The following is a 14,316-nucleotide window of genomic DNA, read 5'->3' on the forward strand; positions in this document are numbered from 1 at the left end:
AACGATAATCCGGCGAGCACCACGGCGATGAACAGCGAACACCTTCCCCCAGCGAAAAAGCCGCGCCGTCGAGCGCAAGCCGCAGTCGACGGAGGCGGCGCCATCGCGCAAGGGAACGGAGCCACAGCTGTGGGCAAGGGTGGCCAACTCGTCCGAGGCGACATCCACAACAATTTCTACCAAGTAGCGCCGTCAGACGCCGCCGCCGCCGAACTGCGCCAGGCTTATCTGGGCTGGCTGGTCACGCAGGCCAACCGGCTGCCGCTCTTCGTCAGCGACGACAAGATGGTGCAACTGCCGGCGGTCTACACTGCGCTGCTCACCACGGCAAGCGACGACAGCCGCTTCCTGCCGGCCGCCGCGGGCGCGGCCCGCCAGCCCGGCGACGGCGAGCCGCGCCAGAGCGAACGCCTGTCGGCGCTCGAAGCGCTCGACCGCGAGCGTTCGCTGGTGCTGATGGGCGGACCGGGGAGCGGCAAGACGACCTTCCTCAACTTCGTCGCCTTGTGCCTGGCTGGCGAACTGCAGCATTCGGCCACCGCCAATCTGAAGCTTCTCCGCCAGCCGATTCCGCGTGAACCCGACTTCAAGCCGCAGCGGCAACGCTGGACGCACGGCGCCCTGTTGCCGGTGTGCGTCGTGCTGCGCGATTTCGCCGCCAGCCTGCCGGCCGACGCCGTGGTCGACGCCGGCACGCTGTGGCGCTTCATCGTCGGCCAGTGGCCCGAGCAACTGCGGCCCTACGACGACCCCCTGCATCGCGAACTGCTCGGCCGCGGCGGGCTGGTCCTGCTCGACGGACTCGACGAAGTTCCCGACGCCGAAAGCCGGCGCGCCCAGGTCAAGCAGGCCGTTCAGGCCTTCGCCGGGATGTACGGCAAGTGCCGCTTCCTCGTCACTAGCCGTACCTACGCCTACCAGCGCCAGGACTGGAAACTCGAAGGATTCGCTGCACGCGAACTGCTGCCCTTCACGCGCGGCCAGATCGAGCGCTTCATCGACTCCTGGTACGCGCACATGGCGAACGACCTGGCGCGCCTGAGCGCGTCGCAGGCGGCCGACGGCGCGGCGAGGCTCAAGCGCGCCACCATGGGCAAGCAATTGAGCGAACTCGCTGCCCGCCCGCTGCTGCTGACCCTGATGGCGCGGCTGCAGACGCGCGGCGGCGGCGCGCTGCCGGAAAGCCGCGAGAAGCTGTACGCCGAGTCGGTCGATATGCTGCTCGACGAGTGGGAACGTCACAAGCCGCGCTTCGACCGCCGCGGCCAGCGGGTGGACGAACCCTGCCTCGGCGAGTGGCTGGGCGCCAGCCGCGAGAGCATTCGGCGCGAAATCGACCGCCTGGCCTACGAGGTACACCTGGCGCAGCCCTCGCTGACCGGCACGGCCGACATCCACGCCGACGCGCTGACGGCGGCGCTGCGTGCCGCCTCGCGCGACCGGCCGGACGCCCGGCTCATGCGCCTCGAGGAGTACCTGCGCGACCGCGCCGGGCTGCTCAGTGCGCACGGTGAGGGCTGGTACCAGTTCCCGCACCGTTCCTTCCAGGAGTATCTGGCCGCCTGCCACCTGGCGCGCTTCAAGTTCCCCGACGAATTGAGCCGACTGGCGACAACCGACCCCGACCGCTGGCGCGAGGTTCTTCTGCTCGCCGCGGCGAGCGCCAGGAACACCCCGAGTGCCATCTGGGATTTGGTCGAGGCGCTGTGCGGCGAGGGGGTCGATTCGGACCCCGAAGCGCCCGAACCCGACAGCGAAACGCAGTGGGGCGCGCTTCTCGCCGGCCAGGCGCTGCACGAAACCGGCCTGTCGGCCGCCGACCCCGACCTGCAGCCGCGCCACGAAAGCAAGCGCCGGCGCGTGCGCGACTGGCAGCGCCGGCTGTTGCGCAGCCGCCGTCTGCCGGCGCGCGAACGCGCGCTGGCCGGCGACCTGCTCGCCGCACTCGGCGACCCGCGGCACGAACTGCTCGACGTCGACCACCTGCGCTTCGCCTTCGTGCCGCGCGGCGCTTTCTGGATGGGCGACGAAGGAGACAGCAAAGCGCCGCTGCACCGCAACGAAACGCTGGACTACGACTACTGGATCGCCGAATCGCCGGTCACGGTGGCGCAGTTCGCGCAGTTCGTCGCCAGCACCGGCGGCGAAGCGCCCGATCCACAGGCCTTGCGCGATCCGCCAAACCGGCCGGTGGCAACGGTGAGCTGGCACGACGCCCTGGCCTTCTGTGCCTGGCTAGGCGAGCGCTGGCGCGAGCGGCTGCCGGCCGGCTGGTCGGTCGCCCTGCCGTCGGAAGCCGAGTGGGAGAAAGCGGCGCGTGGCGGCGTCGAGCTTCCCGTCAGTGCGCAGTACACCACGGTTGGCCAGGGCCTTGCCCTTGCCGACCCGGCACGGCGGAAGAACCCGCAACCACAGCGCGCCTGGCCCTGGGGTGACGACTGGGAGCCCGAATGGGTGAATGCCGACATGAGCGTCGGTGCGACCAGCACGCCGGGCTGCTTCGAGGCCGGGCGCAGCCCTATCGGCTGCCTGGACATGGCGGGCAACGTCTGGGAGTGGACGCGCAGTCTGTGGGGCACCGATTGGCGGCAGCCCGCTTTCGTCTACCCCTACGATGCCAGGGATCTGAAACGTGAAGACCGTGATACCTCGGACGATGTCTTCCGGGTCGTGCGGGGCGGCTCGTGGAACCTTCCTCGAGACGGCGCCCGCTGCGCCTTCCGTCTCAGGCTTGTCCCGGGCACTCGGGATGCCGCGGGCGGTTTTCGGGTGGTGTTGCGTTCTCCCCCTGTTCCTTGACTCTGTCCTCTGCTCCCTCCGGCCTCTGTCACTCCGGGTACTCCGACTCTGGAGGGGGTGCGGGGGAAACTTCCCCCGCCGCGCCGGGCGGCTATTTGGCGCGGCGTCCCGGGATCGGATGCGCCGCGAAGAGATGCTTGCGCAAGCCCCAGGTGTCGGCGTAGCGGACGTGATTGATCCAGCCGCGCACGCTGGCGTCGAGTTCGGCGAAGGAGATCGACCCCGCGCGATATGCGTCGAGATTGCCGCTCAGCCGGCGCGTGAAGTTGACCGCGTTGCGCCGCTTGAGCAGACGATGCGTCGGGTACACGACGAAGCCGAGCCAGGGGATGCCGCAGCGCGTCGGCAGCACCTGCGCCTCGCTGGCGTGGATCGTCAGCCGCTCCTGTGCCAGGCGGGCGATCAGCGCCTCCTTCCATTGCCACAGCGTTTTCCGGTCGTCGCCGAACAGCGCGAAGTCGTCGACGTAGCGCAGGTAGGCGCCGCAGCCCAGTTGGCGCTGCACGAACCAGTCGAAGTCGTTGAGATAGACGTTCGACCAGAACTGCGAAGTCAGATTGCCGATCGGCAGGCCGCGTGGGCGGCAGGCGGCGAGCAGGTCGTCGCCGGGGAAGTACACCGGCCGGTACTCGTCCGTCAGCACGCCGGCGCCGCTGTCGAGGATGAGGCCGGCCAGCCACAGCAGATCCGAATCGTCGACCACGCGCGCCAGCTTGCCGCGCAGGAGATCGTGGTCGAGCGACGGGAAATGCTGCACGACATCGGCGCGCAGCACGTAGCGATAACGTCCCGCATGGTGCTGCAGCCGGTCCAGCGCCCGGTGCGTTCCCTTGCCGCGGCGATTGGCGTAGCTGTCGGCGATGAAGCTCGCCTCGAACAGCGGCTCGATCACTTGGCACAGGGCGTGATGGACGACGCGGTCGCGAAACGGCGCGGCACTGATCTTGCGGCGCTTCGGCTCGTGAATGAAGACAAGCTGCGACTGTACTTGCGGCTGGCCCGGCAATGGGATTGGCTGAGCAGCGGCCAATACGAGCACGTCAGCCGCCTCGTCGCCCAGGTCGGACGGCTGCTCGGCGGCTGGATTCGGCAAACGGCGTCCGGCAGGCCCGGTGTCTCGGGTCGCGAGGCCGAGGAGTTCTCCTGACCCGATGCCATCCCGGTGGCGGGAGCCGGGGCGGGAACGGCGGGCGCTTCGGCCTGGCCGTTCCCGTGCTTCGCTATGCGCCCGGCGCGGGCGATTGCCCCGCTGTCGCCCTGCCTTGCGGCCTGCGCGCGGACCAGACCGGTCTGGCGCTGTTCTTCTTCCTTCGCCTCGGCCGGCCAAGCCGCTCGCGCGAATCGACCGGCATTTCCGGAGCACGACCGGCACGGGGGTGCCGGCGCGCCGTCCCGCCCTGCGGCGGAACCAGAAGAAGGGGCGGACGAACGTGGGAAGAACGTAACACCACCCGAAAACCGCTATTGTCATTCCGATTGCCCGGGTGATTCCTGTTGCGGTAGGCGCAGCGGGCGTTGTCTCGATGATTGTTCCACGAGCCGCCCCGCACGACCTCTCCAGACTGCCTGACCGAGTGTCACCACCCGGCAGGCGAAGGATAGCAAAAAAATCGCGTGCCGCGCTGCGCGCGGCGGGGGAAGTTTCCCCCGCACCCCCTCCAGAGTCGGATATCCCGGAGTGACAGAGGCCAAAGGGAACGGAGGACGGAGTCAAGAAACAGGGGAGGAACGCAACACCACCCGAAAACCGAGATTGACAAATCGATCGCCAAGGCGAAGCCTGTGGCGAGAGGTGCAGCGGGCACCGGCTCGATGAAAGAACCACGCGCCGCCCCGCACGACCCGTTCGGCACCGTCGTCGGCGTTCAGGTTCTCACGCTTCGGGTCGGCAGGATCGTACGGATAGTCCAGGTAGAGGCTGCGGGTCCATTCCCGGACATTGCCGACCATGTCGAAGAGACCGAAAGCATTGCCCGTGAAGCAGCCGACGACTGAGCTATCGTGGATCTGAGAATCAGCGTAGTTCGCCAGATTCGGATCGACATCGTTTCCCCAGGGAAACACCGCTCCGCTCAAGTTGCCTCGCGCCGCCTTCTCCCACTCGAGTTCGCTTGGCAAGGCAACTTGCCAACCGTTCTCGCGCACCAGCTTGGCGATCGGACTACCTTCGACTTCCGGCATAGTCTCGAGCATCTCGTGGAGCCAGTCGCACCAGGCCAGCGCCTCGTGCCAACTCACCCGGCGCACCGGTCGGCTGTCCACATCGGCGAGGGCGTCACCATTGCCGATCGCCAATCCTGTGGCTTCGATGAAGGCCCGGAACTGCGCGACGGTGACCGGGTAACGCGCGATGTAGAACTCAGGGGTCGGTGTTGGCGTGTCGTTGATCTCGTCGTCGTCAACCTTCCTCCCGATGATCTTGGCTACGCGCGCCGCGTCCTGCCGCCGCGTGCCGATCATGAACGCTGGGTCGGCGGCAATGCGCACAAAACCCAGCATTTCGTCGGCCGGCAGATAGAAACGCTGCGGGTCGAAGCGCGAGTCGCCGATCTGCGCCAGCCGGTCGCCGGCACGCGCGCGCACCGTCGGTCGCGATGTCGCCAACGCGTCGGCGTCGCCCAACAGACCGACGATGCGGCCCGCGCACTCGGCGCGCAGCGGCTCGCCGCTCTCCCGCCACTCGATCGCCGCCGTGGCGGCCAGTTCGGCAGCCGAGAACTGCGCGTCGGCGACGCTGCCGCTTGCGGTCAGGGCGCGCAGGAACTCGCGCGCCGAGCGGGCGGCGTGCGTTGCCTGATAGCCGGCAAGCAGCAGGATCGGCTCGCGCCACCAGGGGTCCTCGAGTCGTTCGGCGAGGAAGGAGAGCATCGCTTCGCGGCTGTCGCGCCCGATGACCTCGCTCAGGTAGCGGGCGACGAGGAACTCCTGCAAGGCGAGATGCAGAAAGCGATAAGCGCCGTCGCGCTCTTCGAGCACGCTGCCGCGTTGCCGCGCATGGCGGACGAAATCGTCGAGGCGCGGCCGAAACTCGGCTTCGGCGCACAGGATGGCGCGCAGCTCCGGCTCCTCGATCTCGCGCCCCTGGTCGGCGCCCTGCTGGTGCATCCGGAAAGCGAGCTGCTGCGCCATGTCGCGGTACAGCGTCCAGTCGGCGGACAGTTCGCGTTTGTCGCTCTCGTCGTACCCGTAATCGACCTGCAGCAGCGCGTTGATCGCCTTGTCGAAGAGGTCGGCACGCTGCTCGGGCAGTGCGCGGTTGTTGAGGTGGACGATCAACAGCAGGCGCACCATCAGCGGGCTGTCGACCAGCGCGGCGGCGTTCTCGCCCAGGCGCCGGCGGCGATCCGCTTCGAGCCGCCGGATTCCGGTCAGCAGGTCGTCGGCGCGCTCGAGGCGGCGCACGGGGTCCTGCGGGTGGATGCAGGCGTAGGCCTGACGGACCATCGGCGCGATGTGCTGCGCGTGCTCGAGCGCCTGCACCCGGATCTCGCGAAAATCGGCCCCGAGTGCCGTGCTGCCACTGCGGTAGGCGATCGTGCGGCAGGTGACGACGACGCGCATCGCGTCGCGGCCGGCGACGAGATTCTCCACCGACTGGCGGACCTCGGCGCGCTCGCCCTCGTTCGCCACTTCGTCGAGTCCATCGAGCAGCAGCAGGACGTTTCGTCCTTCTTTGAGCAGGCGCACGAAGAAGTCGGCCGGCAGGTCGAAGGGGGCTTCCCTGCTGATCAGATGCCAGGAAATGAAATGCGCCAGGGTCTTCTCGCGCGCTTCCGCCGCCGCCGGCAAGTGACGACGGTAGCGCGCGAACGAGGCCAGCGGAACGAGGATCGGCAGCGGTAGTTCGTCGGCGGCCATCGTCAGGCCGAGGCGCGAGCGCGCCAGTTCGGGCTGCCCTTCGAGCAGCGCAGAGGCCAGCGCCCAGGCCATGTGCAGCAAGACCGTCGTCTTGCCGCAACCGGGTCCGCCGATGATGGCCAGACGATGGCCGAGGCCGAGGACCTCGTTCAGGGCGATGTCGGCTTCGCGGCCGGAAGGCTCGTCGGCAGCAGCGCCATCCTCGAGCTCGACCGTGCGCTGGCGTCCGGCCTTGCCCGGCTTGCCGATCCGCTGCGGTGCGTCGCCGAAACGCGGCAGCGAGCGGGCGCGCAGCGGCACGTAGGCGGTCTCGATCGGCAACACGACAACCGCCGCGCCGCCCGCTCGTTCGATGCCGCGCAGCTCGATGCTCTGCGTGCGCTCCTGCAGCCAGCGCAGGTAGCCGGCGACCTGCCGGGCGATGTCTTCCTTGCTCGGGGCGCTGCCGGCGGCGGCGCGGTAGTAGTTGTGGACGATCTGCGTGCCGCTGACGATGGTGCAGTCGCCGCCGACCTGGGTCGCACCTTCGCCGAGGGCGATGCCGCCGGCCTGAGCAATGGCGCCCGAACCGCTGACGCTGGCCCGCCAGGAAACCGCTGGCGGCAGGGGCGCCAGGGGATCGGGCGCCGCCTGCCCCTTGCCGAGCCCGTCGCCGCCGAGCACCAGCGCGACCGGGAAGTTGCCGGTCAACTGCGGGACGGGGTTCTGCTCGGCGCCGTGCTGCGCCCGCGCGCTTTGCCGGACCGAGCGCTGAAGGTAGCTCGCCAGGTCGGAAACCAGGACCTCGGGTGCCCCGCCGGACGGCTGCGCGTGTCCGGTCAGCGCTTCGATCAGGTGAAAGGTGAAAATGCTCATGCGGCCGTCGGCGCGCAGGTAGGAGCTTTCGCCGGGCTGGCACGAACTGAGCACGGCACGCCCGGCGCCACTGGCGAGGCGACCGGCAGCCAGCGATTTGGCTTCGGTCCGGAAGAGCGCCGGCGGAATCGCCGCGCTGGCGAATGGCGCCGGCGCCGCCTGCTTGACCGCCATGCCGGCCGCGTGACAGCAATCGAGAACGACGAGCAGGCGGCGCGGCGTCAGTTGCGCGACGGCGTCGGCAAAGTCGGTCGCGCGGATCGCGCTGCTGCGCATTCGGCGCAGGTTGAGGTCGTAGGGGATCAGATAGTGTTCGTCGCCCTCGACGTGGCCGTGGCCGCTGAAGTAGAGGATGGCCGTCGAGTCGCCGCCCGGAATCGCCGCCAGTTCGTCGGCCAGCCAGTCGAGCGCGTCGAACACCCCTTGCCGGCTGCTCTCGGCGCCGATCAGCAGGCGAAGCTTGTCCGGCGCGTAGCCGCAGCGCGCCGGATGCACCAGGACATCGCGCAGGGCGCGCGCGTCGGCGGCCACGGCCGGCAGGGCGGCGCTGGCTTCCCTGTTCTGGTCCACGGCGATCAGCAGCGCACAGGCGTTCTCGAAGCGGTGGCTCATGTCGTCTCCTGGGTTGGCAGCCGCGGGCAGGAAATTTGTCGAGATTGACGCCCCTTGATGAAGGCTCATATACTCTCGATGGTACCGCTGGATTTCCTATCCTCCTCGACTCGGTCGCCCAGCGCACGGCGGAGATCGGCCTGCGCAAGGCGCTCGGCCACGCCGGCGCGGCGAACTTTCGCCAGCTCTATCCGGCGTATCCGGCCTTCCCCCCGACTGGGCGGTGCTCGCCGGGCTGGGAACGGCGCTGCTGACCGGCAGCGTCTTCGGCGTCCTGCCGGCGCGCCTCGATCCCGTACAGTCGCTGGCCAAGCGCTAGGGCCGGCTCCACCAGATGAAAATGCAACCATGAAGCACGCCCCGGACCTCGAAGAAGATGGACGTTCGCGACTCGCCGCCGCACCTGGCGGCCGGGCCGGACGCCGCGTCTGACCAATCACGATGGAACTCTCCCAGATCATCCAGGCCGTTCAGCAGGATGCCGTCACGGTCGTCTTCGTGAATGTCCTGCTGCAACAGTTGGGGTTGCCGGTCCCGGCCGTGCCGACCCTGCTGCTGGCCGGTAGCCTGGCGGCAACCCCGGGGCATCTGGGCCAGGTGCTGGCGGCCGCCATCGTCGCCTCGGTCATCGCCGACTGGCTCTGGTATCGGGCCGGCAGGGTCTTCGGCTATCGAGCGCTGGCCGGGCTGTGCAAGCTCTCGATCAACCCCGCTTCCTGCGTCAGCCAGACCGAGGCCCGCTTCATCCGCTGGGGGCTCTCATCGATCGTCGTCGCGAAGTTCGTTCCCGGCTTCTCGACGGTCGCGCCCCCCATCGCCGGCGCGCTGCGCATGCACCTGCCGGGCTTTCTCATGGCCGCCGGCGCGGGCGCCTGCCTGTGGGCAGGGCTGGCGCTCGGCGCCGGCTGGCTGCTCAAGGACGAGGTCCAGGCCGCCATCGGCGCGCTCGACCGGCATACCGGCACGGCGCTTGCCGTCGTGTTGCCACTCATTGGCGCCTGGCTGGGATGGAAACTGTGGCAGAAGTATCGCTTCAGACGATCCAGCACTGTCCCGCACATCACCCCCGACGAACTGATCGAGGCCTTGCGCTCGCAACAGCCGCCGCTGATCCTCGACCTGCGAGGGGCCACGATGATCGCCGAAACGGACGCTGTGCCTGGCGCCAAGGTGGCCGAGCACGACCGTCTTGACGACGCGGTGGGCGACTGGCCCAGGAGCCGGCCCATCGTCACCCTGTGCGCCTGTCCGGAAGACGCGGGAGCCATCGCCGCGGCACGCCATCTGCTCGACGACGGCTACCTCTCGGTAAGGGTGCTGCAGGGAGGCTACGACGCCTGGCTGGCAGCCACCCGCAACGACCCGCCGCGTCAGTAACCGGGCCAGGGCAGTGCCGGGGCGGCCAGGCGCCTTCCCGCATGGCCCGCGACGCGGCCGAAGCGCGGGCCATCGGCCTCCCAGTCGCGCTGCGCGCTGGCGATGTCCTCCTTGCTGAAGCCGACGAAGTTCCACCACACCAGGATTTGCTCGCCGAAGGGCGCACCGCCGAGCAGAAGGATGCGGCTGCCTGCCGTCAGTTCCAGCCTGACAGTGCCCGCGCCGTCGCCCAGATACGCGAACTCGTCGCTTGCGAAGCGCTCGGCGCCGATCCGTATCGCGCCTTCGAGAGGCAGGATGCCGTACTCGAATCCCGGATTCAGCGACAAGTCGACCGCGCCCCCCAGCGCACTGCACACGTCCATTCCGACCAGACGCGAGTGGAGTCGCGCAGGGGCCACATGTATGCCATAGGCGCCCGCCAGCAGCGTAAAGGCGCAGCCGCCCGCGTTCCAGCGTGGCAGGTCCGGATAGTGGTCGAACGCAGGATCGCAGTCGCTGACCCCGGAGGGCAAGGCGATCCAGAGTTGCGCGGCATGCAGTCGCCGCTCGTCGGGCAGCGACTCCTCGCTATGGCTGATGCCCCGCCCGGCCGTCATCAGGTTGACCTGACCGGGACGGATGACCTGCTCGTTGCCCAGACTGTCGCGGTGCAGAACCTCGCCCTCGATCATCCACGTGAAGGTCTGCAAGCCGGTGTGCGGGTGGGCGCCGACGTGCATCCCCTGCCCAGGGGCAAAGCCGAGCGGGCCGGCATGGTCGAGAAAGCACCAGGCGCCGACCATGCGGCGCTGCCGAGTCGGCAAGGCGCGACGGACGACCATGCCGCCACCCAGGTCGGCGACGCGCGCCTCGATACGTTCGATCGACGGGCTGGACGGGAGGGAGTGCGGAACGTGCGAGGGTGCCGGGAGTGAATCGCGATCGCTTGGGCTCATGGGACTTCCCCCAAAATGGCATACAGGTGCACAGGCGAGCAGACATGCACGGCTCACCCCTCAGTAAAGTAGGTCGGCTGCAGGAAAAGGATTGGCTGATGCAGTGGTGTGCCCCGAAGATGCCCTTCTGGTGAACGATGAGCACGTCAATCCAGACGTGGCAGCGCGCCAGGAAGTTCCCGAAAGAACGGCCCGCCTTTCCCTCCACGACGGCATCTGGGTTGGTGCTAGCTGCCGCACCCGGCTAGAGATTGGCCGAACGCCACCAGTTGCTGTAATCCCTCCGCAAGACGGCTTGCGAGAGCATCGGGTAATAAACGAGTTCGCTGCCGATTCCCAGGTAGAAGCCGTTCTTGACCATTCGATACGGGAATTCGAGCGAGTGCACGCGGTGCACGAGCTTGTTCTGCTTCGACACGGGCCGTAGTTCCAGCAAGGCCTCGCGCAGGTGTTGCAGGAAGGAGTACGGCAGGTCACCCTCCTGGCCGTTCGCCGGATCGCGCGCCAGGGGGCCGAGTCCGAGTTCGACAAAGCACATCCCGGGGAAGCGGAAGAACTTCGATGGCTTGGTGGTCACGTCGGCGTAGTAGGTTGCCGGGTCAAGGATGCTGACCACCAGGCTGTTGATGGGGGCCAGATCCTGGTACATGTGCAGTTCGGGTTCGGGCTTCGGCAGCGTGTCGCCGCGGCTCAAACCCAGCGTCGCGCCCATCGCGGTGGTCAGGTAAAGCTGGCCGATGGCATTCATCGTCAGGTGCTCCATCACCCGATACATCGAGATGTAAACGGAGTTCTTGGGCGTGCCATCGGCCTTCGCCGCACAACGCGCAAAAGCCCCGTCGATGTCGAAGTACTCGTGGCGGAAGGACGGGTCGATCTCGAAAAACAGGGCCTGACCTTTCGACTTGAACTTGTGGCCCGTCGCGTAGTATTGCCCGAACCGCTCCGGCGGCAACATGGAGGCGATCAGTGCTTCGGGAATCAGCGAGAAGTAAAGATGCATGGACATGGTTGAATCTCCCTAGAAATAGTCGACTTGGTTCGACATTTGTCATGTTCGCCGCGGCTGCGGCCGCGCGTGCCCAGGGCGTTGTAACGCCCTGGGCGCCGTCGGCGCGCGGATGCGGCGGCCTGCCTGACGCTATCCATTCTCCTTCTTGGCGACGATTCGCATCCCGTAAAAGCTGCGGAACACGAAGACCAGGTTCACGGCCAGGAACAGCGCCGCCAGGGCATAGACGATTACCTGCTGGCCCTGCGCCTGCAGTCCGACCGCCATCTCGACCGCCAGCAAGCCGAACAGCGTCGTGAACTTGATGATCGGGTTCATGGCGACCGAGGCGGTGTCCTTGAACGGGTCACCGACGGTATCGCCAACCACCGAGGCATTGTGCAGATCCGTTCCCTTGGCGTGCATTTCCGTTTCCACGATCTTCTTCGCATTGTCCCATGCGCCACCGGCGTTGGCCATGAAAACGGCCTGGTAAAGACCGATGATCGCTAGCGAAATCAGGTAGCCGATGAAGAAGAAGGGTTCGATGAAGGCGCAGGCCAGGGTGCCGAAGAACACCGCCATGAAGATGTTGAACATGCCTTTCTGCGCGTAGATGGTGCAGATCTCGACGACCTTCTTGCTGTCTTTCTGCGACGCCTTGACCACCTCATCGAGGCGGATGTGTGTGCTGATGAACTCGACCGCACGGTAGGCGCCCGTCGAAACGGCCTGCGTGCTGGCGCCCGAGAACCAGAAGATGGTTGCCCCGCCGGCGATCAGTCCGAGCAGGAAGGGCGGGTGCAGCAGCGACAGCTTGTCCAGGTTCTCGGTCAGGCCGGCGGTGAGCAGCATGACGATGGAAAAAACCATGGTCGTCGCGCCGACCACCGCGGTGCCGATCAGCACCGGCTTGGCGGTTGCCTTGAAGGTATTGCCGGCGCCGTCGTTCTCTTCGAGCAGGAACTTCGCGGAACGAAAGTCGAGATCGAAACCGAAGTCCCTCTTGACTTCCGTCTGGATGCCGGGCATCTGTTCGATCATCGACAGTTCGTATACCGACTGCGCGTTGTCGGTGACCGGCCCGTAGCTGTCTACCGCGATCGTTACCGGACCCATCCCCAGGAAGCCGAAGGCGACCAGACCGAACGAGAAGACCGCGGCCATCATTGCTGCCTTGGCGTCGTCCGGATTGATCACCGCCGTCAGGTCGAACTGCGACACGACATACGCGCCGGACATCAGCCCGACGATGATGACGCCGATCCAGAACGCGGAGAAGTAGCCGGCGACGATACCGGATAGGATGTTGAGGCTGGCGCCGCCTGCCTCCGACGCCGTGACCACTTCGCGTACGTGCCGCGAGTTGGTCGACGTGAACACTTTGACGATCTCGGGAATGATCGCGCCGGCGAGCGTGCCGAGGGTGATGATCAGCGAAAGTTGCCACCAGAGGTTGGCGTATGCCTTCCCGTCGAGGGCAAAGTTCCCCATCAGCAGATACGAGACGATGAAGGTGATGACCAGGGAAACGACCGACGTGATCCACACCAGCGAGGTCAGCGGCGCTTCGAAATTGAAGCGCTGCTTGTCGCCGTAGCGGCGCCGCGCGACCATCTGATTGCCGAGATACGAGATGCCCGAGGCGACGATCATCATCACCCGCATGACAAACAGCCAGACCAGTAACTGCACCTGGACGGCGGCTTCGGGTACCGCCAGCATGATGAAGCTGATCAGCGCCACGCCGGTGACACCGTAGGTCTCGAAGCCGTCAGCCGTCGGGCCCACCGAGTCGCCGGCGTTGTCGCCGGCACAGTCGGCGATCACCCCAGGGTTGCGCGCATCGTCCTCCTGGATGCCGAATTCGATCTTCATCAGATCGGAACCGATGTCGGCGATCTTCGTGAAGATGCCACCGGCGATGCGCAGTGCCGCGGCGCCCAGCGATTCGCCGATGGCAAAGCCGATGAAGCACTTGCCGGCCAGCGCCGCCGGCACGAACAGCATGATGCAGAGCATGATCAGCAGTTCGGTCGAGATCAACAGCATGCCGATCGAGATTCCCGACTTGATCGGTATGGCGTAGACCGGATAAGGCTTGGCGGCCAGCGAGGCGAAGGCCGTGCGGCTGTTGGCCAGGGTATTGATGCGGATGCCGAACCAGGCCACCCCGAACGAGCCGGCGATGCCGACCAGGGAGAAGGCCAGGATCATCGCCACGTCGGGGACGGGAAGCTCCTGGACGAAGTAGAAGTAGCCGATCATGATCACCGCGGTGAACGCTTCCAGGATCAGCAGGAACTTGCCCTGCGTGAGCATGTAGGTCTTGCAGGTTTCGTAGATCAGTTCACTGACTTCGGCCATCGAACGATGTACCGGCAGGCGCTGAATCTGCAGGTAGATGACGGCGCCGAAGACAAGGCCGCCGAGGGAAACCAGCAGTCCCCAGGAGAGCAGGGTCCATCCGGAGATCCCACCGAGGAAAGTCACCAGAGAGACATCGCCAAGGTCGGGTAGAACGAGATTGGCCTCGGAGACGTGCTCCGTGGCCGCGAGGACTGGCAAGGCAGCGACGCCGATGGCAATAATGAACGCCAGCAGCAGGCGACGGGCCAGAGAGCGCCAGGGCGGCGCCAACGCAGAGTAACTGAAGGTCATTGGTTTTCTCCTTGAAAAATGTCGAAATCGTTTCGGTGGCTGCCGCCGACGTCCAGGCACGGCAGACAGAAGCACTGGAAATCCACTGGCTCCTTGGCCAGTGTCTCCGGCCACCATTTGAGTGTCAACGGTCCTCGGTAGCAATTCTCGTGCCGGGGGGCTCGAGCGGATGGCCGCCGCATCGGCGAGCCGGGCCACCACCTCCTCGCCGGCTCCGGGGCCACC

7 protein-coding genes and 1 pseudogene are annotated in these 14,316 nt (G+C 66.9%); 2 read left to right on the plus strand and 6 right to left on the minus strand.

Annotated features, from left to right (window positions below):
* Positions 1–27: 27 nt before the first annotated feature.
* Entirely contained in the window at positions 28–2,799 is a 2,772-nt protein-coding gene (locus tag V5B59_RS14155) for an SUMF1/EgtB/PvdO family nonheme iron enzyme (RefSeq protein WP_169070996.1), read from the plus strand.
* A gap of 91 nt (positions 2,800–2,890) precedes the next feature.
* Here V5B59_RS14155 and V5B59_RS14160 read toward each other — a convergent pair whose 3' ends face one another.
* The 3 genes and pseudogenes from V5B59_RS14160 to V5B59_RS14170 form a co-directional block, all read right to left on the minus strand.
* Positions 2,891–3,892 (minus strand): reverse transcriptase/maturase family protein, encoded by a 1,002-nt coding sequence (locus V5B59_RS14160; protein ID WP_169070984.1) that lies wholly within the window; start codon positions 3,890–3,892, stop codon positions 2,891–2,893.
* 127 nt (positions 3,893–4,019) lie between these two features.
* Positions 4,020–4,352, minus strand: a pseudogene (locus V5B59_RS14165) (SUMF1/EgtB/PvdO family nonheme iron enzyme); the annotation flags it as partial.
* 157 nt (positions 4,353–4,509) lie between these two features.
* Positions 4,510–8,124 (minus strand): SUMF1/EgtB/PvdO family nonheme iron enzyme, encoded by a 3,615-nt coding sequence (locus V5B59_RS14170; RefSeq protein WP_169070994.1) that lies wholly within the window; start codon positions 8,122–8,124, stop codon positions 4,510–4,512.
* Between the two features lie 441 nt (positions 8,125–8,565).
* On the opposite strand from V5B59_RS14170, the gene V5B59_RS14180 reads away from it, so the two are divergent.
* The gene (locus V5B59_RS14180) at positions 8,566–9,501 is read left to right on the plus strand and encodes a VTT domain-containing protein (protein ID WP_034909163.1); all 936 of its coding nucleotides are present in this window, start codon (positions 8,566–8,568) and stop codon (positions 9,499–9,501) included.
* Here V5B59_RS14180 and V5B59_RS14185 read toward each other — a convergent pair.
* From V5B59_RS14185 to V5B59_RS14195, 3 genes are all read right to left on the minus strand, one after another.
* Entirely contained in the window at positions 9,495–10,325 is an 831-nt protein-coding gene (locus tag V5B59_RS14185) for a pirin family protein (protein WP_248594940.1), read from the minus strand. The genes V5B59_RS14180 and V5B59_RS14185 overlap by 7 nt on opposite strands.
* Positions 10,326–10,683: 358 nt before the next feature.
* Positions 10,684–11,448 (minus strand): hypothetical protein, encoded by a 765-nt coding sequence (locus tag V5B59_RS14190; protein WP_169070992.1) that lies wholly within the window; start codon positions 11,446–11,448, stop codon positions 10,684–10,686.
* 132 nt (positions 11,449–11,580) lie between these two features.
* A complete protein-coding gene (locus V5B59_RS14195; RefSeq protein ID WP_332351973.1) occupies positions 11,581–14,091 on the minus strand; it encodes a sodium-translocating pyrophosphatase in 2,511 nt (836 codons plus the stop codon).
* Positions 14,092–14,316: the final 225 nt, after the last annotated feature.

Source organism: Candidatus Accumulibacter contiguus (genome assembly GCF_036625285.1).
Classification (GTDB): Bacteria; Pseudomonadota; Gammaproteobacteria; order Burkholderiales; family Rhodocyclaceae; genus Accumulibacter; species Accumulibacter contiguus.

Bases quoted from the DNA above. Each gene is read 5' to 3' on its own strand.
- V5B59_RS14185 (WP_248594940.1), bottom strand. From the start codon at position 10,325: ATGGTCGTCCGTCGCGCCTTGCCGACTCGGCAGCGCCGCATGGTCGGC.
- V5B59_RS14170 (WP_169070994.1), bottom strand. From the start codon at position 8,124: ATGAGCCACCGCTTCGAGAACGCCTGTGCGCTGCTGATCGCCGTGGAC.
- V5B59_RS14190 (WP_169070992.1), bottom strand. From the start codon at position 11,448: ATGTCCATGCATCTTTACTTCTCGCTGATTCCCGAAGCACTGATCGCC.
- V5B59_RS14180 (WP_034909163.1), top strand. From the start codon at position 8,566: ATGGAACTCTCCCAGATCATCCAGGCCGTTCAGCAGGATGCCGTCACG.
- V5B59_RS14195 (WP_332351973.1), bottom strand. From the start codon at position 14,091: ATGACCTTCAGTTACTCTGCGTTGGCGCCGCCCTGGCGCTCTCTGGCC.
- V5B59_RS14155 (WP_169070996.1), top strand. From the start codon at position 28: ATGAACAGCGAACACCTTCCCCCAGCGAAAAAGCCGCGCCGTCGAGCG.